Here is a 24,510-nt window from a genome sequence, read left to right as displayed (position 1 = left end):
GGCCTTCGTGAGCGTCACGCGATGCGCTTGAACGCCTTGTCGACGTAGCGGTCGACGGTCGCGCGCGCTTCGCGGGCGTAGCGGTCGATGGTCGCCGTCTGCTCCGGGTCCGTCGCGTACTCGCGGCCCAGCCGTGCGGCGGCTGCGGCGAGGACACCGTCGGTCAGCTGCGGGTTGAGCGGCAGGATCGGCCCCTGCGTGTGCGTGCCGAACGACGTGCCGACGATCGCACCCTCGACCGGGGCTCCCGCCTGGTTGCCCCCGCCGGACACGACGTCGGCGAAGGGGGTCACCCCGGCCGCGAGCTCGATCGTGGTGGCGTGGTCCTCGAAGCCGGCGAGACGCTTCGGCGCACCGGGGAGCAGCGGGTACCGGGTCTCGAGGACGAAGTAGTTGACCCGACGTTCGGCACCGCGGACGGCTCGTGCGTCGAACACGCCGAACCCTGCGAGCGGAGCACCCTCGGTGGGTACGACCTCGTTCGTCGCCAGGTCGAACCCGCCGCCGACGGCGATGACCGGCACGCCGTCACTCGCGAACGAACGGAGCGGAGCGGCGATGCGGGCGACGTCGGCACCGAGCGAACGCATCGCGCTGAGCGGTCCGTTGCCGATGACCACGACGTCGGCCGCGGCGGGCAGGTCGTCGCCGGGCGCGTACCCGAGCACCTCGGTGTCGAGGCCGGCTGCGGCGGCACGGCGGACGAGGGCCGCGACGTTGCCGCGGTCCCCCGAGACGCCCATCTGCCGGGGGTAGACGTGCAGGATGGTCAGCCGGTCGGCCGTCATGCGGTCTTCTCCATGTCCGGATGGCCGAGGGCCTTGCGGGCGATCATCATGATCTCGTAGTTGACGATGAAGTTCTTCGTCCCGCTGGTCGTCGACCCGAGCTGCTCCATGTGCTTGATCGCGGCCTCGACGTCGGGGTCGACCCGGCCGATGCGGACACCGGCGTGCTCGAGGGCGATCGCGATCTGCCAGGCCTTGTCACCGGAGACGACGTCGACGTGGTCGAGCTTCGAGAAGTCGATGTCGTAGATCCACGAGATGTCCGGCGTTCCCTCGTCGATCGCCATGAGGACCTGCTCGGGGCGGTCCGGCAGGGCGTCGAGGTTGAGCTGGAGGCTCGCGGCGTTCTTGAACATCGTGAACTCGGCGGACTCGCCGGCGATCGGGAGTCGTTCCCCGCGGCCGTACGCCGGCTTCATCGTGCCGAAGGCCTTCGTGACGGCGTCGGCGCGGAACTGCGTGCCGAGTGCCGCGCTGGCCGTGGCGGTGGCAGCAGCAGCGTCGACCGCGTAGTGCAGGCCGCGTGCGGGCAGGCGCACCGCGATGTCAGCACCGTCGAAGCGGATCGTCGCACCGTCACCGGTGTTCACGACGACCTCTGATTCGGCGACGTTCGGCTGGGCGTCCTGCCGGTCGAAGTCGTCGGCGTTCTGCAGGCCGTTCGGTGCGGCGGCGACGACCTCGGCGCTCGCACCGAAGCGCAGCACCCGCTGGCCGGTGCGCGCCACGTAGGCGTCGAGGAACTGGTCGTCACGGTTCGTGATGACGTTCGCCGTGGACAGTGCCGCGGTGTCGAGCATCATGTCGGCGACGCGCTCGGTCTCGAAGAACCGGTACAGCTGGTCGACCTGCACGTTGAGCATCGTCACCGTGGACGGCGACAGGATGCCGGCGAGCTCGACCGCGAAGGCCTCGTCGACCTCGAGGATGCCGATGTCCGCCTTCAGGCGACCGGTCAGCGACACCTCGGACAGCAACGCCGACGCGATGCCCTGCGGCAGGTTCGCCCCGGACGGATTCGTGAACACGCGGAGCCCGTGCGCCCGGACGATGTCCGAGATCATGTGCGTGGTCGTCGACTTGCCGTTCGAGCCGAGCACGAAGACGACGCCGTTCGGGAACTGCTTCGTCACGTGCTGCAGGAAGTCCGGCACGAGCTTGAGCACGATGAAACCGGGGTACGCGGATCCCCCGCCCCGCGCTCGCGCGAGGGCACGGAGGATCCGCCCGATCAGGATCGGGATGAAGAACCGCATCGGCCTACTCGAGGTAGTCGCGCAGCGACTGCGACCGCGACGGGTGGCGGAGCTTCGCCATCGTCTTGGACTCGATCTGACGGATGCGCTCACGCGTCACGCCGAACGTGTCACCGATCTGGTCGAGGGTCTTCGGCTGGCCGTCACCGAGGCCGAAGCGCATGCGGATGACGCCCGCTTCACGCTCGGACAGGGAGTCGAGCAGGCTCTCGAGCTGCTTCTGCAGCATGGTGAAGCCCACCGCGTCGGCCGGTACGACCGCCTCGGTGTCCTCGATGAGGTCACCGAACTCGGAGTCGCCGTCCTCGCCCAGGGGCGTGTGCAGGGAGATCGGCTCGCGGCCGTACTTCTGCACCTCGACGACCTTCTCCGGGGTCATGTCGAGCTCGCGGGCGAGCTCTTCCGGAGTGGGTTCGCGACCGAGGTCCTGCAGCATCTGGCGCTGGACACGAGCGAGCTTGTTGATGACCTCGACCATGTGCACCGGGATGCGGATGGTGCGGGCCTGGTCGGCCATGGCGCGGGTGATCGCCTGGCGGATCCACCACGTCGCGTAGGTCGAGAACTTGAAGCCCTTGGTGTAGTCGAACTTCTCGACCGCACGGATCAGGCCCAGGTTGCCCTCCTGGATGAGGTCCAGGAACTGCATGCCACGGCCGGTGTAGCGCTTGGCGAGCGACACCACGAGGCGGAGGTTCGCGCCGAGCAGGTGCGACTTGGCGCGCTGACCGTCGCGGGCGACCCAGCGCAGCTCACGCTCGGCCGGCTTGGTCAGCCCGGTCGAGTGCTGCAGCTTGTCCTCGGCGAACAGGCCGGCCTCGATGCGCATCGCGAGCTCGACCTCCTGCTCGGCGTTGAGCAGGGCGACCTTGCCGATCTGCTTGAGGTAGTCCTTCACCGGGTCGGCGGTCGCACCCGTGATGGTCGTCGAGTAGACCGGGGCTTCGTCGTCGTCGGTCTGCGAGATGACGAGCGCGCCAGCGGCGACCGCAGCAGCGGCGTCGGGCTTGATCGCCTTGTCGTCGGTGTCCTCGACGTCCTCGGTCGGCTCGTCGGTGGCTTCGTTCGCCTCGTCGACGGGGTCGACCTTCTTCGCCTTCGGGGCGGCCTTCTTGGCCGGGGCCTTCTTGGCGGGGGCCTTGGTGGCGCGCTTCTTCGGCGCGGCGGTTCCCTCGGTGTCCGTGGCGTCCTCTGCCACAGCACCTTCGGGCTGAGTGTCCTTCGTGGGATCGATCGTCGTGCTCCGGGCAGCCATGCGATCACCTCTCTCGTCGTGCCACGTTCGTGGGGTCGTGGCCTCCCTCGCCGCCCAGGGCCCGAGCCGCAGTCCCCCGCGTCGTCGAGTCCTACCGTTCCGGGCAGCACTAAGACCCATGTCAAGTCCCCCGGGTTGATCGGCGCTCCGAAGTGCTCCGACAGGATGGGGGTCCTGAGTGGGTCCGTGATCATTATTGCACGTGCCGCTTCCGCAGGCGCGCAACGAGTGCAACCCAGAGCGGTCCGACGCGTATTCCCTCTTCCGTGTGGAGCACCCGGCGCGTGCGGTGCCGGGCGTGCAGGAGCATCGCGACACCGAACCCGACCACCAGGTACTGCACCGTGAGGGCCACGCGGAAGTTGTCCCAGGCGAACACGGTCTCACCGGTGACGCGGGACATCACGTCGAGCAGCAGCCCGATCAGGTACATCATCACGAAGGCCGCCAGGAAGCCCCCGACGTTGACGACCCCGTTCGCGGACCCGAGGGAACCGACGGGATTGAACGTCCGGGCGAAGTCGAACCCGATCAGCGAACCGGGGCCGCCGATGCCCATCGCCACGACGAGGAGCACGAGCAGCCAGGTCGGCGGGTGGCCGGGCCAGAGCAGGATCGCGGTCCACACCACGGCGAGCAGCACGACCACGCCGAGCACGAGGTTCGAGCGGCGCATCGGGAACCGCGCGCACAGCAGCCCGAGCACCGGCCCGGCGACGAAGCCCACCGCGACGATGATCGTCAGGAAGCCGGCGGCCTCGGCGGGGCTGTACCCGAGCCCGCGGAGCATCGGGACGCCCCACAGCAGCGAGAACACCGTGCCGGACGACTGCGTCACGTAGTGGGACCAGAACCCGAGCTGCGTGCCCGGCCGACGCAACGCGTGCCCGAACGTCCGGAACGCGGCGCCCCACGAGTGCGGCAGCGGGATCGTTCCGGTCCGCACGACCACGGGGCCGTTGCGGACGAAGACGAACGCCAGGACGAGCCCGACGGCACTCGCGGCGGCGGCGACCCCGAACGCGGGCGTCCACCCCGCTGCGTGCAGGAGCACCGCGAACGGGAACGCCGACAGGATCTGGCCGATCTGCCCGAGGTTGCCCGTCCACTGCGAGATCTGCGGCAGGATCCGGCCGCTGAACCACATCGGCACCAGGCGGATCACCGAGATGAAGGTCATCGCGTCGCCGGCACCCACGAGCACCCGGCCCGCGATCGCCGGGCCGATCGTCGGCGAGAAGGCCACGACGGCCTGGCCGACCACGAGCAGCGCGGCGCCGAGCAGGACGAGCTTGCGCGGCCCCACCCGGTCGAGCGCGACGCCCACCGGGATCTGGAGTCCGGCGTACACGGCGATCTGCACGACCGCGAGCGTGGACAACACCGCCGCCGAGACGGCGAACCGGTCCTGCGCGTCCACTCCGGACACCCCGAGCGAGGACCGCTGCACGACCGCCAGGACGTAGGCGAGCACCGCGATGCCCCAGATCAGGTAGGCGCGACGGGAGTTCACCCCGACAGGCTACCGATCCGGCGGAGCCGGATACGCGACGTGTGTCGCCGACGCAAATGACGTCCTGGTCGCGACCGGACGACCGACGGGAGGGACGGTGCGGGCCCGCCCCGGGCCTCCAGGCCGCCGTTCCGGACCGTTCAGGGCCCGACCCGGCTACTCGCCGCCGTCACCCTGGGTGCGACGATCCGCCAGGAAGCGCTCGAGCTCGGCCGCGATCGCGTCCGCGGTCGGCACCTCGCCGTCGACGTCCGTGAGCGGCGACGCGACCGGGTTGCCCTCCATGTACGTGTCGTGGCGCTCCTCGAGCACACCGACGAGTCGCTGCAGTTCGGCGTTGCCGGCGACCTGCTCCTCGACCCGGGTGAGGAACTCGCGACCCGCCTCGCGCAGGGCGTCCGTCGGGAAGATGAGGCCCGTGGCCGCGGCGATGCCGGACAGGGCCGCGACGGCCGCGTCCGGGAACTCGGTGTCCGACAGGTAGTGCGGGACGAGCAGGACGAGCCCGGTGACCTGCGCGCCGGTGGATGCGAGCCGGTGCTCGACGAGGTGCAGGACGTTCGCCGGCGCCTGGGTCTCGGGCTTCCAGACGCTCATCTGCTCGACGAGGTCGGCGCGGGTGCCGGAGACGGTCAGGCTGATCGGGCGGGTGTGCGGGACCGGCATCGGGATCGACTGCACCCAGGTGGTGTCCGCGACCTGGAGCCGGGCGGCGAGGCCGGTGACGGCGTCCACGAACCGGTTCCACTGGAAGTCCGGCTCGTAGCCGGACAGGAACAGGAACGGCTGGCCGATCTCGTCGCGCACGAGGTGCAGCGCCAGCCGGGGCGGCTCGACGGCGGCGATGTGGTCGTGCTCGAAGGTGATGACGGGCCGGCGAGCACGCCAGTCGAGCAGCACGTCGGGGTCGAACTCGGCGACGAGCTGCGTGTCGAGGTCGTCGAGCACCGACGCCGTCACCTGGGCAACGGCCGAACCGGCGTCCGCGAAGCCGGTGAGCCCGGCGACCAGGTGCAGCCCGGCCGGGACGGTCGGGGCGGCCTCGTCGAACGTGTAGAGCTCCTCGGGGTGGTTCACCGTCCCCATGCTAGGCGGGGCCACCGACGCCCCCGCGCGGGACGGCCACGCCGACAGCGAACAGTGCGTGGATAGGGTTGGAGCATGGTCCGACCGACGCTCTCCACCGACTCCTCCGCCCCCTCCTCGATCTCCGCCGACGTCCTCGTGGTCGGTGTCCGGCCCGGTGCCGACGGTGCCCCCGCGACGATCGCCCAGCCGGCCACGACACCGTTCTCCGCGCTCGACGACCTCGACCTCGCGGCGATCGGCGCGACGGGCGCCAAGGACCAGCTCGTGCGCATCCCGGCCGTCGGCGTCGACGCCGCGAGCATCGCGCTCATCGGGCTCGGCACCGGGACCGACGCCGCCGCGTACCGCTCGGCCGCCGGCAGTGCCGTCCGCCAGCTGCCGCACGCCGCGTCGATCGCCCTCGCGCTGCCGACCGACACCGACGCACTCGTCGAGGCAGCGCTCGAAGGCGCCGCGCTCGGCGCCTACGCCTTCACGCGGCACAAGGGTGCCGGCACGACCGGGCCGACGCGTGGCGACCAGCGCGTGACGGTCCTCGCGCCGTCCGCCGCGACGGACGCCGCGGTCCGTCCGGCGATCGTGGCCGACGCCGCCTCGCTGGTCCGCGACCTCGTGAACACCGCAGCGGGCGACCTGGGACCACAGGACGTCGCCGACGTGGCGACCGCGCTCGCCTCGGACCTCCCGCTCACCGTCGAGGTCCTCGACGAGCAGGCACTCGAGGAGCAGGGCTTCGGCGGCATCCTCGGGGTCGGGCGTGGTTCGGCGCGTCCCCCGCGCCTGGTCGTCGTCCGCTACGCACCGGAGTCCGCCACGAAGCACCTCGCCCTCGTCGGCAAGGGCATCACGTTCGACTCGGGCGGGCTCTCGCTCAAGCCGGCGGCGTCGATGCTCGGCATGAAGACCGACATGACCGGCGCCGCCACGGTGCTCGCCGCGACCGTCGCCGCCGCACGCCTGGGCCTCGACGTGCGCGTCACGGCCTGGCTCGCACTCGCCGAGAACATGCCGTCGGGCACGGCGACCCGCCCGGGTGACGTCCTCACCCTCAAGAACGGCAAGACCGTCGAGGTCACGAACACCGACGCCGAGGGCCGCCTGGTGCTCGGCGACGGCATGGCCGCCGCCTCGCTCGAGACGCCCGACGCCATCGTCGACGTGGCCACCCTGACCGGCGCGCAGGTCGTCGCGCTCGGTGACCGCACCACCGGCCTGATGGGCAGCGACGACCTCGTCGCGAAGCTCCGTGCCGTGGCCGAGGGCGTGTCGGAGCCGATCTGGCCGATGCCCCTGCCCGAGGAACTCGACGCCCGGCTCGCCAGCGACGTCGCCGACATGGTCAACGCCACGGTCGGCAACCCGGCCGGCGGCATGCTGCTCGCCGGCAAGTTCCTGGAGCGCTTCGTCGACGAGGGCATCCCGTGGGCGCACCTCGACATCGCCGGTCCGTCCGAGCACAAGGGCGGCGGCTACGGGTGGCTCGGCAAGGGCGCGACGGGTGTGATGGTCCGGACGCTCATCGCGCTCGCAGAAGACCTCCAGTCCGAGTAGTAGGTTTGGTACCGGTGGGACGGGGCATCGACGCGCCTCCCACCGGTACTGCACGGGACGGGACCGGAACCACGCGGTCCGACCGTCGGACGCCGCCCCCGCGGTGTCCACGTAGGGCCCGATCGGCCCGACACGCACGAGGGAGTTGCACCAGGTGACGGAACAGACTTACGACGTCGTGGTCCTCGGTGGCGGGAGCGGTGGCTACGCCGCTGCGCTCCGGGCCGCCGAACTCGGCATGAGCGTCGCGCTCATCGAGGGCGACAAGCTCGGAGGGACGTGCCTGCACCGTGGCTGCATCCCCACCAAGGCGCTGCTGCACGCGGCCGAGGTCGCCGACGCGACGCGTGACGCCGAGAAGTACGGCGTGATCGCGGAGTTCGCCGGTGTCGAGGTCCCGAAGGTCATCGAGTACCAGCAGGGCGTCATCACCTCGAAGTACAAGGGCCTGCAGGGCCTCATCAAGGCCCGCGGCATCACCGTCGTCGAGGGCTGGGGTCGACTCACCTCGCAGAACACCGTGCAGGTCGGCGACCAGAACATCGTCGGCAAGAACGTCGTGCTCGCGACCGGCTCCTACTCGAAGTCCCTGCCCGGGCTCGAGATCGGCGGCCGCGTCATCACCTCCGAGACCGCACTGCGCATGGACTACGTGCCGAACAAGGTCGTCATCCTGGGCGGCGGCGTCATCGGCGTCGAGTTCGCCAGCGTCTGGAAGTCCTTCGGCGCCGAGGTCACGATCGTCGAGGCGCTCCCCCACCTCGTCCCCGCTGAGGACGAGTCGATGTCGAAGCAGCTCGAGCGTGCCTTCCGCAAGCGCGGCATCGAGTTCTCGCTCGGTGTCCGGTTCCAGGGCGTCGAGCAGCACGAGAACGGCGTCGTCGTGACGCTGGAGGACGGCAAGACCTTCGACGGCGACGTCCTGCTGGTCGCCGTCGGTCGTGGCCCGGTCACGCAGAACGTCGGTTTCGACGAGGTCGGCGTCGCCATGGACCGCGGCTTCGTCACCACGAACGAGCGCCTCGCCACCAACCTGCCGAACGTCTACGCGGTCGGCGACATCGTCCCCGGCCTGCAGCTCGCGCACCGCGGCTTCCAGCAGGGCATCTTCGTCGCCGAGGAGATCGCCGGCCTGAACCCGGTGATCATCGAGGACAAGAACATCCCGAAGATCACGTACTCCGACCCCGAGGTCGCCTCCGTCGGCCTGTCGCAGGCCAAGGCCGAGGCCGAGTACGGCGCCGACAAGGTGGACTCGTACGAGTACAACCTGGCCGGCAACGGCAAGAGCCACATCATCGGCACGTCCGGTTCGGTCAAGGTCGTCCGCGTCGTCGACGGCCCCATCGTCGGCGTGAGCATGATCGGCGCCCGCGTCGGCGAGCTCATCGGTGAAGCCCAGCTCGCCGTGAACTGGGAGGCGTACCCGGAGGACATCGCTCCGCTCGTGCACGCGCACCCGACGCAGAACGAGGCCCTGGGCGAGGCGTTCATGCACCTCGCGGGCAAGCCGCTGCACGCGCTGTGACCCGCACGAGTCCGCGCCCTGTGACAATGACATCCACAACAACTGCAACCCCCCGCGAAGAGGAGTCCACCCGATGAGCGAATCCGTCAGCCTCCCGGCGCTCGGCGAGAGCGTCACCGAGGGCACGGTGACCCGATGGCTGAAGAACGTCGGTGACCGGGTCGAGGTCGACGAGCCGCTGCTCGAGGTCTCGACCGACAAGGTCGACACCGAGATCCCGTCGCCCGTCGCCGGCGTCATCGAGGAGATCCTCGTGCAGGAGGACGAGACCGTCGAGGTCGGCACCGCGCTGGTGAAGATCGGCGACGGCTCGTCCGACTCCGGTTCCTCCGACTCCGGTTCGTCCGACGAGTCCTCGAACGAAGCCGCTGCCGAGGCAGAGGCCCCCGAGGCCGAGCCGAGCACCGAGCAGGAGTCCGAGACCCCCGCCCCGGAGCCCACCGAGCCCGAGCCGGCCCCCGCCGGACAGACGCAGCCCGCGGCCCCGCAGGCCCCGTCGGCACCGCCCGCAGCCGCTCCGGTCCCGCAGGCCGCTCCGGTCCCGCCGCCCGCCGCCACACCCCCGGCCGCCGTCCCGGCGCCGGCCGCTGCCGCACCGGCCGCGCCGAGCGCGACCACTGCCGCCGCGGTGCCGAACCCGACGCAGGACGGCGCAGCCTCCGGCTACGTCACGCCGCTCGTCCGCAAGCTCGCGAACGAGCAGGGCGTCGACCTGTCCACCGTCACCGGTTCCGGTGTCGGCGGGCGCATCCGCAAGGAGGACGTGCTCGCGGCCGTCGCGAAGGCCCCGGCCGCCGGTGGTGCAGCTGCACCCGCCGCCGCGTCCGGTCCGTTCGTCGCCGAGGTCTCGCCGCTGCGCGGCACCCGCGAGAAGATGACCCGCCTGCGCAAGGTCGTGGCCGAGCGCGCCGTGCAGTCGATGACCTCGACCGCACAGCTCACGAGCGTCGTCGAGGTGGACGTCACGAAGGTGGCGCAGTTCCGCGACGCCCACAAGGCGGAGTTCCTCGAGAAGACCGGTTCGAAGCTCTCGTTCATGCCGTTCTTCGCCCTGGCGGCGTCCGAGGCGCTCAAGGCCCACCCGAAGATCAACTCGACCGTGGAGGGCGACGAGATCGTCTACCCGGAGTCCGAGAACGTCTCCATCGCGGTGGACACCGAGCGCGGCCTGCTGACCCCGGTCATCAAGGACGCAGCCTCGCTCGACCTGGCGCAGTTCTCGAAGTCCATCGCGGACCTGGCGGAGCGCACCCGGAACAACCAGCTCAAGCCCGACGAGCTCGCCGGCGGTACGTTCACGCTGACGAACACCGGTTCGCGTGGCGCGCTGTTCGACACCCCCGTGGTGTTCCTGCCGCAGTCGGCGATCCTCGGGACCGGCATCGTCACGAAGCGTCCCGCGGTCGTGAAGGTCGACGGCCAGGAAGCGATCGCGATCCGTTCGTTCGTCTACCTCGCGCTGTCGTACGACCACCGGATCATCGACGGTGCGGACGCCTCGCGCTACCTGGTCGCGGTCAAGAACCGCCTGGAAGCGGGCAACTTCGCCCCCAACCTCGGGTACTGACCCCAGCACCACGGCCGACGGCCCCGGTCCCCCTCGTGGGGAGCCGGGGCCGTTCCCGTTCCCGCTCCGGTTCGTCGGCGTCCGGGGGGGCGTCCGGGCGCGTCAGCCACCACCACCCGCACCGGTCCCGGCGTCCGTTCCGGCACCGAGCACGGACACCGCGGCGACGACCGTACCGATCGCGACGACGACACCGACCACGGCGCGGCGGAGCGGCAACCGCCGACCAGCACCGAGCGGGATGCCGCGCTCGACGACCTCGCGCAGTCGAGCCGCCGGGCCCGTCGTGTCGACCGGCGGGTCTGCCTCGACGAACACCAGGTCAGCCGGCGGCGGGGCCCACCGGAACGGCCGCGGAGGCGCCGCACCCCGGACCGCGTCGAGCGCCGCGCACACGGTGCTGCGGTCGCCGTCGAGCGCCGCGAGCAGCGCAGCGTCCACCTCGTCGCGACTCGGATCGCGCGGGTCGACACGGTCCCAGACGACCCGGGCAGCGAGTACGAGGACCCGTGCAGCATCGTCACCGGGCAGCTCCGTGCCGTCGCGGACGGCTCCAGCCGGGCGATCGCACAGCACCACGGCGCCCGCGTCGTCCACCAGGACGTCGTCGATCCCGGCGACGCCGAGCCGCACCGCGCCGTCCACGGCCGCGACGAGGAGCTCGAGCAGCGGCACGCAGAGGGTCACCGCGACCCCGGTCGTCGGGGTGCCGAGACGGTCCAGCGCCACCGGGAGCGGCGTGCCGCGTGGGCGGTCGAGCAGGGTCACGAGCCCGCCGGCCCCGGTCCGGCCCACCGCCTCGACGGGCACCAGGTGCCGGTGTCCGGTGGCGCACCGGTCCGCGGTCCAGGCCGCCACGGCAGCGTCGTCGGCCGGCGCGACCCAACGGTCGCTGCGGGCGTCGTCGACGCTCTGGTCGGTGCTCGGGTCCATGGTGACGAGCGTGGCGGAGGCGAGCCGGGCCTCCTGTCCGTCCTGCCCGGTCTGTGGACAACGCGTGTTCGCGCACAGCCGGACCGACTGCGGTCTCCCCCGGACCGCGGAGGCCGTATCCTGTCAGCATGGCACGCAGCACTTCCACAGACACGAAGGCGAAGGAGCCGGGGCGTCTCAAGCAGATGTTCCAGGTCTTCCAGATGACCCGACGGGCCGACCCGTCGTCCGTCTGGTGGTTCGCCCTCGCATTCGTCGGCCCCGTCGTCCTCGGCATCGTGCTGGCGCTGGTGCTCCCGGGCCAGAACTGGCTCGCGATGATCCTGTGGATCGTCGCCGGTGTCCTGATGGGCGTGCTGCTCTTCCTCATCGTCCTCGGCCGGCTGGCCGAGCGGGCGGCGTACTCGCAGATCGAGGGCCAGCCCGGCGCCGTCGGTGCGGTGCTCTCCAACTCGCTGCGTCGGCAGTGGCGCTCCAGCGAGATGCCCGTCGCCGTGCACGGTCGCTCGCAGTCCGCGGTCTACCGCGCGGTAGGGCGCCCCGGCGTCGTCCTCATCACCGAGGGCCAGCGCGGCAACCTGAAGCGTCAGGTCGACGAAGAGCGTCGCAAGGTGCAGCGCATCGTCCCGAACGTCGCGGTCCACGTGGTCAGCGTCGGTGACGGCGACGACACCCTCACGCTGCACAAGCTCCCCCGTGCCATGAACAAGTTCAAGAAGTCGCTCAACCGCAACGAGGTCCTGGCCGTCGCGAACCGCCTCGACTCGCTCACGCAGAGCCCAGCCGCGGCGATCCCGAAGGGCATGGACCCGATGCGTGCCCGTGCCGGACGTCCGCGCTGACCCGTCCCCGAACCACCACGCAGAACGCCCCCGACCGTGCCAGGTCGGGGGCGTTCTGCAGTCTGCGTGCGGTGCGGTGCGGTGCGGTCGGTGCGGTCGGTGGCGCAAGCCGGGCGCACCGTGCGCCTTCGGCCACTTGGTGCGAGGTTGCCCGCTCGGTGCGAGCCTGTCGCGCTGCACCGAGCGGGCAACCTCGCACGTGCCGACGAACCTCGCACGGTGCGCAGCAGCACCCCGCCGCACCCCGGCGACGAACCTCGCACCGTGCGCCGCCGCACCCCGCCGCACTAGACGCCGGTCAGCGGCGGACGAGCACCGTGCCGGCGATGCGGTCGTGCGCACCGCGGCTGTCCCGGTCGATGATGAGCGCCGGCACCACCAGGCAGAGCAGGACGGTCCGGACGACCGGACGCCACACCCCCACGTAGCCCCCGCGCATCGGCACGACGCGCAGCCCGACGCAGATGTGCCCGAACGACCCGGACAGCAGGCAGATGAAGAGCACCTGGAGCGCGGCGAAGATCGCCAACTGCACCCACGAGTGCGCGATGTCCCCGGAACCGTTCACCGGCGACCAGACCCCGGTCACGTAGGCGATGAGGTCAGCGAGGGCGCCGTCGATGAGCAGGGCGACGATCCGCCGTCCGATCCGCCCGACGCTGCGGGGTCCTTCCTCCGGCAGACCGAGGTCCTTGCCCGGCCAGCCGTCGGGGTGCTCGGAGGGCGCGGACGGACTGGAGGAGCTGCGGGCCATGCCCCCAAGCGTAGGCGACCTGCCGCCCGTAACACGCCCGAAACAATTCAGTCACGTCCGGGAAACCCCGTGTCAATAGCCTCGTCGGAGGTGCCTTGATCGGTACCTCCGACATCACCCAACCCATTGGAGATCGGCCCCCATGTTCAGCGATTCCTCCGAGGTCCTGGCCTTCATCAAGGACACCGACGTCAAGTTCCTCGACATCCGATTCACGGACCTGCCGGGTGTGCAGCAGCACTTCAACATCCCCGCCTCGACCGTCGACGAGGACTTCTTCTCGGTCGGCCAGCTCTTCGACGGCTCCTCGATCCGCGGGTTCGCGTCGATCCACGAGTCCGACATGCAGCTGATCCCCGATGTGACCACCGCCTACGTGGACCAGTTCCGCGCCGAGCGCACGCTCATCATGATCTTCGACATCTACAACCCGCGGAACGGCGAGATCTACGGCCGCGACCCGCGCCAGGTGGCGAAGAAGGCCGAGAAGTACCTCGCGTCGACGGGCATCGCGGACACCGCGTTCTTCGCCCCCGAGGCCGAGTTCTACATCTTCGACGACGTCCGCTACTCCGTCACCCAGAACGAGTCGTTCTACGCGGTCGACTCCGAAGAGGGCGCCTGGAACACCGGTCGTGACGAAGAGGGCGGCAACCTCGCCAACAAGACCCCGTACAAGGGCGGCTACTTCCCCGTGTCGCCGGTCGACAAGACCGCCGACCTGCGCGACGACATCACCCTCAAGCTGATCGACGCGGGCTTCGAGCTCGAGCGCTCGCACCACGAGGTGGGCACCGGCGGCCAGCAGGAGATCAACTACAAGTTCGACACGATGGTCCACGCCGCGGACGACATCCTGAAGTTCAAGTACATCGTCAAGAACACGGCGGACCAGTGGGGCAAGGTCGCCACGTTCATGCCGAAGCCGCTCTTCGGCGACAACGGCTCGGGCATGCACACCCACCAGTCGCTCTGGTCGGACGGCAAGCCGCTCTTCTACGACGAGAACGGCTACGGCGGCCTGTCCGACCTGGCCCGTTGGTACATCGGCGGTCTGCTGAAGCACGCTCCGGCGCTGCTCGCTTTCACCAACCCGTCGATCAACTCGTACCACCGGCTGGTCAAGGGCTTCGAGGCCCCGGTCAACCTGGTCTACTCGGCTGGCAACCGCTCGGCTGCGATCCGCATCCCGATCACGGGCACCAACCCGAAGGCCAAGCGCATCGAGTTCCGCGCGCCGGACGCCTCGGGCAACCCGTACCTCGCCTTCGCCGCGCAGCTGATGGCGGGCCTCGACGGCATCCAGAACCGCATCGAGCCGCACGAGCCCGTCGACAAGGACCTCTACGAGCTCCCGCCCGAGGAAGCAAAGGGCATCCCGCAGGTCCCCGGCTCCCTCGACGAGGCGCTCGACTTCCTCGAGGCGGACCACGAGTTCCTCACGAAGGGCAACGTCTTCACCGAGGACCTCATCCAGACTTGGATCGACTACAAGCGTGAGAACGAGATCCTCCCGCTGGCACAGCGCCCGCACCCGTTCGAGTACGAGCTGTACTTCGGCGTCTGATCCTCGCTGACACACGAAGGCCCCGCACCGTCAGGTGCGGGGCCTTCGCCGTGCCGGTCACGTTTCGGGGTGGGCGACACCTCACGGGCTGCGCCGGCCGTGAGGTGTCGCTCAGCGCGTGACGACGCGGCCTCCGTGAGCGCGGGGTACGGACGCGACCGCCTGGAGGCCCGGTGCCGGTCCGGCGGGCCGGCACCGGGCCTCCCGGCTGGTCGCGACGCACGTTCCTTCCCATCGCACCCGGACTGGGAAGCCGAATCGGGCGTACCTGGTCGAAACTTCCGACCAGGTACGCCCGTTTCGACCACCTGTGCTCGATCCGACCCGGCACCGCGCACACGGGAACGGGGCCCGTGCCGCCCGGCACGGACCCCGCTTCGCGAACGGTGACTAGCGAGCCGTGGCCAACGAGTCGTTCGTCCCCGCTGCGACGCTCACGGGTGCACCCGTGACCGGCGTGGGCCGCCCCAGGGAACGGACAGTCCACCCCGCTTTGACCCAGTCGTGGACCGGGAGGCAGTTGCGCGCATCGATCACGACGCGGCGACCGACGAGGTCACCGAGAGCGACCGGGTCGGCGGTGATGATCTCGTCCCACTCGGTGAGCACCAGGACGACGTCGGCGCCCTCGATCGCGTCCGCCATCGACGCGGCGTAGCTCAGCGTCGGGAACGAGCGCTTCGCCGGCTCCATCGCCTCGGGGTCCCAGAGGGTGACCTGGGCGCCGCGCAGGTGCAGCGCGGCGGCCACGTTGAGCGCCGGGGAGTCCCGCACGTCGTCGGTCAGGGGCTTGAACGCAGCGCCGACCACGGCCACGCGACGGTTCAGCACCGATCCCCCGGCCGAGTCGATCGCCATGTCGATGACCCGCTGTCGCTGGCCCATGTTGATCTCGTCGACCTGCTGCATGAGGCCGACGACCTGGCCCGCACCGATCTCGTTCGCGCGGTACATGAGCGCCCGGATGTCCTTCGGCAGGCACCCGCCGCCGAACCCGAGGCCGGCGTTCAGGAACTTCCGGCCGATGCGGGCGTCGTGCCCGAGGGCATCGGCGAGCGTCGACACGTCGGCGCCCGTGATCGCGCACATCTCGGAGATCGCGTTGATGAACGAGATCTTCGTGGCGAGGAACGCGTTGGCGCTCACCTTGACGAGCTCCGCGGTGGCGAGGTCGGTAGTGATGACCGGGGTGCCCTCGCTGATCGGCGCGGCGTAGACCTCGCGGATGACGGCGTCGGCAGCCTCGGACGCGCCGCCCCAGACCAGGCGGTCCGGGTGCAGGGTGTCCTCGACGGCCTTGCCCTCGCGGAGGAACTCCGGGTTCCAGATGAGCTCGGCGTCGATCCCCGAGGGGGTGAACTCGCAGACGATGCCGCGCAGTCGCGCCGCAGTGCCGACCGGGACCGTCGACTTGCCGACGATGAGTCCCGGGTGGGTGAGGTTCTCGGCGACGCCGCGGGTGGCGCTCTCGACGTAGGCCAGGTTGGCGGCGTGCGAGCCCGCCTTCTGCGGAGTGCCGACGCAGACGAAGTGGACGTCCGCGGCGGCGACGGCCGAGGCGATGTCGGCGGTGAACCGGAGCTTGCCGCTCGCGACGTGCTTCGTGATGAGCTCGGGCAGGCCGGGTTCGAAGAACGGGACCTCGCCGGCGGACAACGCGGCGAGCTTCGCCGGGTCGACGTCCACGCCGATGGTCTCGAAGCCCATCTCGGCCATGGCGGCCGCGTGGGTGGCACCGAGGTAGCCGGTGCCGATGACGCTGATGACGGGTGCGGGACGGGTGTCGGCCTGGTCGGGCGACTTCTTGGACGCGGTCATGGCGTGACCTCCTGCAGGTCGTAGTCGATGTCGTTGCGCTTGATGCCCTCGGCGAAGGCCGCCAGGGAGTCGGCTCGCGAGTTGAGTCGCCAGTCGTTCGTGGTGCGTGTGCCGTCGACGATCGTGGTCGCGGTCTCGCTGAAGTACGCGAAGCCGATGATGTCCGAGTTGGCGGGGTCGGCCAGGGCGTCGAAGAGCGAGTTGATCCACTGGGTCTTCTGGGGGTTCGAGACGCTGCCCCCGGTCTCGGTGGCCCCGATCTCGTTGAGCACGATGCCCTTGCCCGGCGCGACCTGCCGGATCTGGGCGAGCGTCGCACCGAAGGTGTTCTCGAAGGTCGGCTGCTCGGTGGCGTCACGGTAGTAGCCGCTCATGCCGACCCAGTCGACGTACTCGGCACCCGGGTAGTAGTTCTGCATGTACTCGAGCGTCTGGTACTTCGCGTTGCCGAGCTTGTCGATGCGCGACGGCGACCAGTCCCAGATGGCGTACTGGTTCGCGCCGTTGGCCTGGAAGACGTTCCAGACGTGCTGCCACATCGCGGTGTACGAGCCGGCGGCGTTCTGCTGCTTCGCGGATTCGGACCAGTTGTACCACTGGCCGTTCATCTCGTGGTCGAACCGGATGACGAGCGGCTGGCCGTTCGCCGCCAGGGCCTTGGCGTACTGCGTCAGGTAGGCGTCGAACTTGCCGGAGATGACGTCCTCGTTGGTGTAGCCCTCGACGTACGGCTCGTCGTTGCCCGTCTTCGCGGGCACCGACTCCCACGTCATCATCGGCAGACGACCGTTCGCCCACGAGCGCTGGACCGCGTTCTGGTTGAAGTCCTGGTCGAAGCCCTGGAAGAAGCCGACCATGTTCGTCGCCTTCCCCACCTCTTGCGAGACCTGGTCGTACTCGGACCAGTTGAACGGGGACTGCGCCGTGTACAGGCCGTACCAGCGGGACTGCTGCCCGAGGATGTCCGCCTTGGTCGGGACCGCCACTGGCGTGGTGCCCGGGTCGGTCGACGGGCCGGGGTTCGGGTTCGTGACCCCACCGGAGCCACCACCCGAGCCGCCGGAGCCGCCACTCGAACCCGACCCACCGGCCGAGCTACCGCCGGAACCGGAGCCGGAACCCGACCCGGACCCGTTGTCGGAGACGGCGGACCCGCCGGTCCCGGAACCCGAGCCGGAGCCCGAGGTGCCGGCCCCGTTCGCACCGGAACCCGACGCGTTGACGGAGGACGAGCCTCCCGAGCCCTTCGCGGAACCGAGCTGGGACTGGAGCGACGCGACCTGCGCCTTGAGCTCCGTGATCTGGTCGCCACGCGACCCGGCCTGGGCGGTGCGGGAGTCGAGCTTGCCCTCGAGCGCCCAGATGCGGTCCTGGGCAGCGTCGAGCTGCGTCTGCAGTTCGGCGGCCGACACCTTCTTGGCCTTCGGGGCGGTGACCCCGAGGGCCTGGTGCACGGCGGTGGAGACGGGGCCGGCCGGGGAGACCCAGACCGACCAGGTGATGAGCGCGAGGGCGAGCACGATGGCGGTCGTGCCGACGGCCGTCCAGCGGGCGTGCTTGCTCGACTGCGCCCACCAGGTACTGGAGGAGCGGATGATGTCAGACAATGAGGAAGGCCTCCAGGACGAAGATCGCGATGCCGATGCAGTACGGGATCGCGGCGTACGGGTTGTACCGGCGGGCCTTCACGGGGGCGGTCCGTGGGGCTGTGGGCTGCACTGCTGCTGCGGCAGCGGCCTCGCGCCGGGTCGCGAGCACGGTCGTGGTGGAGTTGGTGGTGGCGTCGGCCCCGAAGAGCTCGTCGAACGCGCGATCCACGGCCACCTGGTCACTCCCGAGCGGCACGCGTCCGTCGACGGCCCGGGCACGGTCCGCGGCGTCGATCGGGCTGACCGGGGTCTGGGTGCCGAAGGACGACGGCTGCGCGGCGTCGGACGGGTCCTCCTGCATCGGACCGCCGGCATAAGCGCCGGCGCGGGTCCCCCAGCCGGACGCGTGCGCCAGGCGGAAGAAGCCGATGAGCCGGATCGGCATGAGGAAGAACGTCGACACGATGATGAACATCGGCAGGCGGAAGAAGTCACTCGGCTTCTCGGCCAGGTGGCGCATCTGCCGGATGGCCATGCTGAGCACCGACGAGACGACCATCAGGGCGGCGACGTAGACGAAGCCCGTCGAGAAGCCGTACTGCGACAGGATGCCCTGGTACAGGTTCTCGCCCTCCCCGGTGAAGGCCCGGTAGATCCAGCCGGCGATCACACCGAAGAGCATGAACGGCAGGATGATGTCGGTGATGAAGAACGCCGCGAGCACCGGGGCGTGACCGAGCATCCACGGCAGCATGCGCAACGTGTTGTACTGCGAGCCACGGGCCCAGCGGAGCTGCTGCTTGAACAGCTTCTTCACCTGCAGCGGAGCGTCCGTGTAGACCAGCGAGGTGTACTGGTAGACGGTCCGGTACCCCTCCTTGAGCGTGAGGTTCGTGAGCGTGCGGTCGTCGGAGACCTCGAGGAACACACCCATGAACTTCTCGTGCATGAACTTGTCCATGACGCGCATCAGGATGCTCCGCCGGAAGGCGATCGTGCGCCCGGGCAGGCAGCCGATCTGCCCGAGGACGCTCTGCGCGGGCATCGAGTAGAGCGCTCGCGAGTTCTCGAGCCAGTCGGCCCAGCGGGTGATCCAGCTGCGCTCGGGTTCGAGGATGCGCTGCCGGGTCGTGACACCGCCGACGGACTCGTCGGCGAACGGCTTGAGGAGTTCCTCGAGCGCGCCGGGGGTCCAGACGGTGTCCGAGTCGACGAGCACCGTGATGTCGCCGTTGGACATCTCGGTGCCGACCTTGACGGCGTTGCGCTTGCCCGGGATGGGCGTGTGGGTCCAGCGGACGAGCGGAGCGAACTCGTCGCAGACGGCTTCGAGCGCCTCGTTGCGGGCGCCGTTGATGACGACGATGATCTCGCCGGGTCGCTGCTCGACCATGCGACCGATGACGTCGCGGAACAGGTCGAGCGGTTCGTCCACGACGGGGACGACGACGCTGGTGGTACCGACGAAGGTGCCGGTGAACGGGCGGTAACGGGCGGAGATGACGACCTTGACCAACCAGAGCAACCAGATCACCGCGGAGTACACGGCGAACAGGTAGAACTCGGGGTGGCCTTCGACCATCTGCCTGATCTGCAGAATGAAGGTGAACACTGATCCCTGCTTCAACGTTCGAGGTGGAGATTCCGCGACGTTGGGGAATCAGGGTCGGTTCGGGTGACCCCATTGACGCAGAAACCTGAACCCCAGCGCAACGCGACCCCCGTCCGGGGGCGTTTCGAACGCGTTACGGGGTACACACTTGTCCCCATCTCCACCGGGACCGGTGGTCCCCCCTCGTGCTGACAGCACTCCTGCGGACCGCGTTCACCCTGTCACTCACCCTGGTGGACGTCGAACACTGCCGGGAGGCGCGGATCACCACCCCGGGAAACCCCTGTTCACGACATGGTCACCGGGCGAGTCGGCGCGGACCTCTGGCACGTCTGCCGGCGGCCCGGCGCGTGATGGTCACGGCGCGGTAACGACCGGCCCGTCTGTCCGGATCGGGGTACAGTCCGAAACGAACGGGGGACGGTGAGCGACACGGGGAATTAACCTGCGACGACTCGTCACCTTCGCGTCCAGGGAGCACGCCCGGGCGTGTCGGTGCGGCGTCAGGCGCCGTAGAACTCGCGCTCGAAGACCTGTCGTGCACGTCGGGTGACGCCGAGGTAGTCCTCTTCGAGCTCGCTCGCCGAGCCGGGCGGGTACTCCATCAGCCGTGCGACGCCCTCGAGCTGGACGCGGTCGACGGGCAGGACGTCGGTGGTCTTCCCCGACCAGAGCACCAGCGCACTGCGCGTCCGCGAGGCGAAACGCCAGGCAGCCCCGAGCCGCTCGCCGTCGTCGGCACTGACGAACCCGGCGGCCACGGCGCCGTCGAGCGCCTCGAGTGTCGAGGTCGTGCGGAGCGCGGGGAACTCGAGGGCGTGCTGCAGCTGCAGGAGCTGGACGAACCACTCGACGTCGCTGAGCGATCCGCGCCCGAGCTTCAGGTGACGAGCCGGATCGGCCCCGCGTGGCAGTCGCTCGGACTCGACGCGGGCCTTGATGCGGCGGACCTCGCGCACCTCGTTCTCGTCGATCCGTTCCGGGTAGCGCGTGCGGTCGGCCAGGTGCTCGAAGTCCCGGAGCAGCTGGGCGTCGCCGACCGCGCCACGGGCACGGAGCAGCGCTTGCGCCTCCCACGTCAGCGACCACCGGGCGTAGTAGGCGCCGTAGGACTCGAGGGTGCGCGCCACCGGGCCGTTCTTCCCCTCGGGGCGCAGGTCGATGTCGAGGTCGAGCGGGTGGACGGTGTCCTCGGTGAGCCGGTTCAGCTCGCGCACGATGGTCTGTGCCGTCCGGGAGGCCACCTCGGTCGCCAGGTCCGGCGCGCGGTACACGTAGAGCACGTCGGCGTCGGAGCCGAAGCCGAGCTCACGTCCGCCGTAGCGGCCCATCGCGATGATCCCGAACTCGAAGTCCGCGGGGGCGTCCCGTCGGGCGAGCGCGAGGGCCCCGGCGAGCGTCGCCTCGGTCACGTCGCTGAGTGCAGCGCCCAGGGCGTCCACGTCGAGGTGGCCGAGCACCGCGGCCATACCGAGGCGCAGGGTCTCGCGGCGGCGCGCCGAGCGCAGCAGGCTGGCCGCACCGTCGACGTCGTTGCCGTGCCGCGCGGTCGTCGCGGTCATCTCGGCGAGCAACGAGTCCATCGGGCGGGCACGCAGGAGCGACTCGGGCTCGTCGAGCCAGGCGACGGCCTCCGGGAACCGCTCGAGCAGACCGGACAGGAACGCCGACTCCGACAGCACGGTGGTCAGCGAGTGCGCAGCCCCGGACGAGTCGCGGAGCATCCGGAGGAACCAGCTGGACTCCCCCAGGGTGTCGCTGAGCCGTCGGAACGCCAGCAGGGCCCGGTCGGGCGCCGGCCCCTCGGCCATCCACCGCAGGAGCACCGGCAGCAGGTTGCGCTGGATCGCCGCACGTCGGCTCGTGCCCTGTGTGAGCGCCCGGATGTGCCGCAGCGCACCGGGCGGGTCGACGAACCCGACGCCTGCGAGCCGGTCGACGACCTGGTCGTCGGTCAGCACGATCTCGCCCTCGGTCGTGGCGACGGCGGACAGCAGCGGACGGTAGAACAGCCGCTCGTGCAGGCCGCGGACCTCGAGCTTGACCGCACGCCACCGGGTCTCGAGGGCCGAGGCCGAGGTGGCCAGACCGCTCGACCGGGCGAGGACGCGGAGTTCTTCCTCGTCGGTCGGCATCAGGTGCGTCCGCTGCAGTCGGCGGAGCTGGATGCGGTGCTCGAGGACCCGGAGGAGCGCGTAGTCCGGACCGAAGTGGGCGGCCTCGGCGCGTCCGACGTACCCGGCGGCGGTCAGGGCGTCCATCGCCTCGAGGGTGGAACGGACGCGCACGGACTCGTCGTCACGACCGTGCACGAGCTGCAGGAGCTGCACGGTGAACTCGACGTCGCGCAGGCCGCCCGGACCGAGCTTGAGCTGCCGGTCGACCTCGCCGTCGGGGATGTGGTCGGTGACGCGCTCGCGCATCCGCTGCACCGACTCGACGAACCCGGGGCGCGCCGACGAGCTCCAGACGAACGGTGCGACGGCCTCGGCGTAGCGCGCACCGAGGTCGGCCGAGCCGGCGATCGGCCGGGCCTTGAGGAGCGCCTGGAACTCCCACGACTTCGCCCAGCGCTCGTAGTACGCGACGTGCGAGTCGAGCGTGCGGACGAGGGCACCGTCCTTGCCCTCCGGTCGCAGGTTCGCGTCCACCTCCCACAGACCGGGTTCGGCGGCCAGGTCGGTGATCGCGTGGGTCGCGGCGATCGCGATCCGCGTCGAGATGCGGACGGCACGGTCGGTGTCGATGTCGTCGGTGGCCTCGGTGACGAAGATCACGTCGACGTCGCTGACGTAGTTGAGCTCGCGTGCGCCGGCCTTGCCCATCGCGATCACCGCGAGCGGGGTCGCAGCGACGTCGGCGGCCGGGAACGGCACCTCGCGCCGGGCGACGTCGACCGCGGCGTCGAGCGCTGCCCCGGCCAGGTCGGCCAGTCCGGCAGCGACGGCCGGGAACGCCTCGGTCGGCGACGAGTGCAGCACGTCGTACAGGGCGATCTGCGCGAGGTGCCGGCGGTACCGCACCCGCAGGCACATCCGTGCGTCCTCGCCGGTGGCGCCGTCGATCGCCTCGAGCAGGGACGCCGTGTACCGCTCCTGCGACCAGGGTGCGACGACGGGCTCGAGCAGCAGTGCGAGCTCGGCAGGACGACGGTGCAGGAACTCGCCGAGACCGACCGAGGCGCCGAGCAGGCGGATCAGCCGCTCCGTCGCGGCCTCGTCCGTCAGGACGGGGCGGAGCTCGTCCGGAGCACGCTCCAACAGCCGTTCCAGCAGCCGCAGCGCGCCGTCGGGATCCGCGGTGATGCCCCAGAGCGCCGGTGTGCCGCTGACCGGCAGCGGCACGACGGAGCCGAACCGCGCCTCCAGGTCGGCGATCCGCTCCAGGCTCTCCGACAGCTCGGCGAAGCCCAGGCGGGCCAACTCGGAACGCGACGACGTCGTCCGACCGGTCATGTGGTGCGCTCGCTCAGAGGGCGCCGAGGTTGGTGTCGAGCTCGAACGGCGTGACCTGGTCGCGGTAGCGCTTCCACTCCTGGCGCTTGTTGAGGAGCACGAAGTTGAACACGTGCTCGCCGAGGGTCTCGGCGACGAGCTCGGAGTCCTCCATCAGGCTGAGGGCGTGGTCGAGGCTCGACGGCAGCTGGCTGTACCCGAGGGCACGACGCTCGGCGTCGGTCAGGCTCCAGACGTCGTGCTCGGCCTCGGCGGGCAGCTCGTACTCTTCCTCGATGCCCTTGAGCCCCGCAGCGAGCAGCAGCGAGTACGCCAGGTACGGGTTCGCCGCCGAGTCGATGCCGCGGTACTCGATGCGCGAGGACTGCCCCTTGTTGGGCTTGTACAGCGGCACGCGCACGAGCGCCGAACGGTTGTTGTGGCCCCACGTCACGAAGGACGGGGCCTCGTCGCCACCCCAGAGGCGCTTGTACGAGTTCACGAACTGGTTCGTCACCGCGGTGATCTCCGGTGCGTGCTTGAGCACACCGGCGATGAAGTGCTTGGCGGTGCGGGACAGCTGGTACTCGCCGCCGGCCTCGTAGAACGCGTTCTGGTCGCCCTCGAAGAGCGAGACGTGCGTGTGCATGCCCGAACCCGGCTGGCCGGAGATCGGCTTCGGCATGAACGTCGCGTAGACGCCCTGCTCGATAGCGACCTCTTTCACGACCGTGCGGAAGGTCATGATGTTGTCCGCCATCGTCAGTGCGTCGGCGTAGCGGAGGTCGATCTCGTTCTGGCCCGGGCCGGCCTCGTGGTGGCTGAACTCCACCGAGATGCCGAGGTCCTCGAGCATCCGGACGGAACGGCGACGGAAGTCGTGCGCGCTGCCACCGGGGACGTTGTCGAAGTAGCCGGCCTGGTCGACGGGCTGCGGCCCGCCGTCCTTCCACTCGCGGCTCTTGAGCAGGTAGAACTCGATCTCGGGGTGCGTGTAGAACGTGAAGCCACGCTCGCTCGCCCGGGCCAGCGTGCGCTTCAGCACGTTGCGCGGGTCGGCGACTGCGGGCTGGCCGTCCGGCGTCGTGATGTCGCAGAACATCCGCGCGGTCGGGTCGACCTCGCCGCGCCACGGCAGGATCTGGAACGTCGAGGGGTCCGGGTGCGCGAGCACGTCGGCCTCGTACGAGCGGGACAGGCCCTCGATAGCGGAGCCGTCGAACCCGATGCCCTCGGCGAAGGCGCCCTCGACCTCGGCCGGGGCGATCGCCACCGACTTCAGCGTCCCGATGACGTCCGTGAACCAGAGTCGGATGAACTTGATGCCGCGCTCCTCGATGGTGCGGAGCACGAAGTCCGTCTGCTTGTCCATGCACGACCTTTCCGTGTATCGGGTGGCCGCGGGCGGGCCTCG

General features: G+C 70.2%; 17 protein-coding genes. 5 read left to right on the top strand and 12 right to left on the bottom strand.

Going from position 1 to position 24,510, the window contains the following annotated elements; genetic code table 11:
* Positions 1-14 precede the first annotated feature (14 nt).
* The 5 genes from HQQ88_RS01830 to HQQ88_RS01810 form a co-directional block, all read right to left on the bottom strand.
* Positions 15-788 (bottom strand): hypothetical protein, encoded by a 774-nt coding sequence (locus tag HQQ88_RS01830; protein WP_173168482.1) that lies wholly within the window; start codon positions 786-788, stop codon positions 15-17.
* Complete coding sequence (locus HQQ88_RS01825; RefSeq protein WP_173168481.1) at positions 785-2,044, bottom strand: MurT ligase domain-containing protein; 1,260 nt, start codon at positions 2,042-2,044, stop codon at positions 785-787. Before HQQ88_RS01825 ends, HQQ88_RS01830 begins: the two co-directional genes overlap by 4 nt.
* 4 nt (positions 2,045-2,048) lie before the next feature.
* A complete protein-coding gene (locus HQQ88_RS01820; RefSeq protein ID WP_173168480.1) occupies positions 2,049-3,299 on the bottom strand; it encodes an RNA polymerase sigma factor in 1,251 nt (416 codons plus the stop codon).
* A gap of 193 nt (positions 3,300-3,492) precedes the next feature.
* Positions 3,493-4,812, bottom strand: a complete 1,320-nt coding sequence (locus HQQ88_RS01815; protein ID WP_173168479.1) for an MFS transporter — start codon at positions 4,810-4,812, stop codon at positions 3,493-3,495.
* Positions 4,813-4,968: 156 nt separating this feature from the next.
* A complete protein-coding gene (locus tag HQQ88_RS01810; RefSeq protein ID WP_173168764.1) occupies positions 4,969-5,898 on the bottom strand; it encodes a proteasome assembly chaperone family protein in 930 nt (309 codons plus the stop codon).
* A gap of 75 nt (positions 5,899-5,973) precedes the next feature.
* Here HQQ88_RS01810 and HQQ88_RS01805 point away from each other — a divergent pair, with 75 nt between their 5' ends.
* The 3 genes from HQQ88_RS01805 (at position 5,974) to sucB (ending at position 10,547) form a co-directional block, all read left to right on the top strand.
* The gene (locus HQQ88_RS01805) at positions 5,974-7,452 is read left to right on the top strand and encodes a leucyl aminopeptidase (protein WP_173168478.1); all 1,479 of its coding nucleotides are present in this window, start codon (positions 5,974-5,976) and stop codon (positions 7,450-7,452) included.
* A gap of 154 nt (positions 7,453-7,606) precedes the next feature.
* Entirely contained in the window at positions 7,607-8,980 is a 1,374-nt protein-coding gene (gene lpdA, locus HQQ88_RS01800; RefSeq protein WP_173168477.1) for a dihydrolipoyl dehydrogenase, read from the top strand.
* A gap of 73 nt (positions 8,981-9,053) precedes the next feature.
* Entirely contained in the window at positions 9,054-10,547 is a 1,494-nt protein-coding gene (sucB, locus tag HQQ88_RS01795) for a 2-oxoglutarate dehydrogenase, E2 component, dihydrolipoamide succinyltransferase (RefSeq protein ID WP_173168476.1), read from the top strand.
* Between the two features lie 102 nt (positions 10,548-10,649).
* On the opposite strand, the gene HQQ88_RS01790 is transcribed toward sucB, so the two are convergent.
* Positions 10,650-11,480, bottom strand: coding sequence for a hypothetical protein (locus tag HQQ88_RS01790; RefSeq protein WP_173168475.1), 831 nt, complete (start codon positions 11,478-11,480; stop codon positions 10,650-10,652).
* 128 nt (positions 11,481-11,608) lie between these two features.
* On the opposite strand from HQQ88_RS01790, the gene HQQ88_RS01785 reads away from it, so the two are divergent.
* Positions 11,609-12,322, top strand: coding sequence for a DUF4191 domain-containing protein (locus tag HQQ88_RS01785; protein WP_111087017.1), 714 nt, complete (start codon positions 11,609-11,611; stop codon positions 12,320-12,322).
* A gap of 298 nt (positions 12,323-12,620) precedes the next feature.
* Here the strand turns inward: HQQ88_RS01785 and HQQ88_RS01780 are convergent, their stop codons facing one another.
* A complete protein-coding gene (locus HQQ88_RS01780) occupies positions 12,621-13,076 on the bottom strand; it encodes an RDD family protein (RefSeq protein WP_123292673.1) in 456 nt (151 codons plus the stop codon).
* A gap of 142 nt (positions 13,077-13,218) precedes the next feature.
* Here HQQ88_RS01780 and glnA (HQQ88_RS01775) point away from each other — a divergent pair, with 142 nt between their 5' ends.
* Positions 13,219-14,643 carry a type I glutamate--ammonia ligase gene (gene glnA, locus HQQ88_RS01775; RefSeq protein ID WP_111087015.1) on the top strand — a complete coding sequence of 475 codons (1,425 nt, stop codon included), beginning with the start codon at positions 13,219-13,221 and terminating at the stop codon, positions 14,641-14,643.
* A 390-nt stretch (positions 14,644-15,033) separates the two neighbouring features.
* Here glnA (HQQ88_RS01775) and HQQ88_RS01770 read toward each other — a convergent pair whose 3' ends face one another.
* The 5 genes from HQQ88_RS01770 to glnA (HQQ88_RS01750) all read right to left on the bottom strand — a co-directional run bounded on the left by HQQ88_RS01770 (position 15,034) and on the right by glnA (HQQ88_RS01750) (position 24,468).
* On the bottom strand, positions 15,034-16,461 hold the full coding sequence (locus HQQ88_RS01770; RefSeq protein WP_173168474.1) for a UDP-glucose/GDP-mannose dehydrogenase family protein: 1,428 nt from the start codon (positions 16,459-16,461) through the stop codon (positions 15,034-15,036).
* Positions 16,458-18,068, bottom strand: coding sequence for a glycosyl hydrolase (locus HQQ88_RS01765; RefSeq protein ID WP_173168473.1), 1,611 nt, complete (start codon positions 18,066-18,068; stop codon positions 16,458-16,460). Before HQQ88_RS01765 ends, HQQ88_RS01770 begins: the two co-directional genes overlap by 4 nt.
* Positions 18,061-19,662, bottom strand: a complete 1,602-nt coding sequence (locus tag HQQ88_RS01760) for a glycosyltransferase family 2 protein (RefSeq protein WP_173168472.1) — start codon at positions 19,660-19,662, stop codon at positions 18,061-18,063. Before HQQ88_RS01760 ends, HQQ88_RS01765 begins: the two co-directional genes overlap by 8 nt.
* Before the next feature lie 503 nt (positions 19,663-20,165).
* Positions 20,166-23,117 (bottom strand): bifunctional [glutamine synthetase] adenylyltransferase/[glutamine synthetase]-adenylyl-L-tyrosine phosphorylase, encoded by a 2,952-nt coding sequence (locus tag HQQ88_RS01755; protein ID WP_173168471.1) that lies wholly within the window; start codon positions 23,115-23,117, stop codon positions 20,166-20,168.
* A 13-nt stretch (positions 23,118-23,130) separates the two neighbouring features.
* Positions 23,131-24,468, bottom strand: a complete 1,338-nt coding sequence (gene glnA, locus HQQ88_RS01750) for a type I glutamate--ammonia ligase (protein ID WP_111087010.1) — start codon at positions 24,466-24,468, stop codon at positions 23,131-23,133.
* Positions 24,469-24,510: the final 42 nt, after the last annotated feature.

Origin of the sequence: Curtobacterium sp. VKM Ac-2861, assembly GCF_013204965.1 — a bacterium.
Taxonomy (GTDB): Bacteria; Actinomycetota; Actinomycetes; order Actinomycetales; family Microbacteriaceae; genus Curtobacterium.
This window is presented reverse-complemented; position numbering and strand designations above follow the sequence as displayed.

Coding starts and splice junctions, on each gene's coding strand:
- HQQ88_RS01830 (WP_173168482.1), bottom strand. CDS start 788: ATGACGGCCGACCGGCTGACCATCCTGCACGTCTACCCCCGGCAGATG.
- HQQ88_RS01810 (WP_173168764.1), bottom strand. CDS start 5,898: ATGGGGACGGTGAACCACCCCGAGGAGCTCTACACGTTCGACGAGGCC.
- HQQ88_RS01785 (WP_111087017.1), top strand. CDS start 11,609: ATGGCACGCAGCACTTCCACAGACACGAAGGCGAAGGAGCCGGGGCGT.
- sucB (WP_173168476.1), top strand. CDS start 9,054: ATGAGCGAATCCGTCAGCCTCCCGGCGCTCGGCGAGAGCGTCACCGAG.
- HQQ88_RS01825 (WP_173168481.1), bottom strand. CDS start 2,044: ATGCGGTTCTTCATCCCGATCCTGATCGGGCGGATCCTCCGTGCCCTC.
- HQQ88_RS01805 (WP_173168478.1), top strand. CDS start 5,974: ATGGTCCGACCGACGCTCTCCACCGACTCCTCCGCCCCCTCCTCGATC.
- HQQ88_RS01790 (WP_173168475.1), bottom strand. CDS start 11,480: ATGGACCCGAGCACCGACCAGAGCGTCGACGACGCCCGCAGCGACCGT.
- glnA (WP_111087010.1), bottom strand. CDS start 24,468: ATGGACAAGCAGACGGACTTCGTGCTCCGCACCATCGAGGAGCGCGGC.
- HQQ88_RS01780 (WP_123292673.1), bottom strand. CDS start 13,076: ATGGCCCGCAGCTCCTCCAGTCCGTCCGCGCCCTCCGAGCACCCCGAC.
- HQQ88_RS01820 (WP_173168480.1), bottom strand. CDS start 3,299: ATGGCTGCCCGGAGCACGACGATCGATCCCACGAAGGACACTCAGCCC.
- HQQ88_RS01770 (WP_173168474.1), bottom strand. CDS start 16,461: ATGACCGCGTCCAAGAAGTCGCCCGACCAGGCCGACACCCGTCCCGCA.
- HQQ88_RS01755 (WP_173168471.1), bottom strand. CDS start 23,117: ATGACCGGTCGGACGACGTCGTCGCGTTCCGAGTTGGCCCGCCTGGGC.
- glnA (WP_111087015.1), top strand. CDS start 13,219: ATGTTCAGCGATTCCTCCGAGGTCCTGGCCTTCATCAAGGACACCGAC.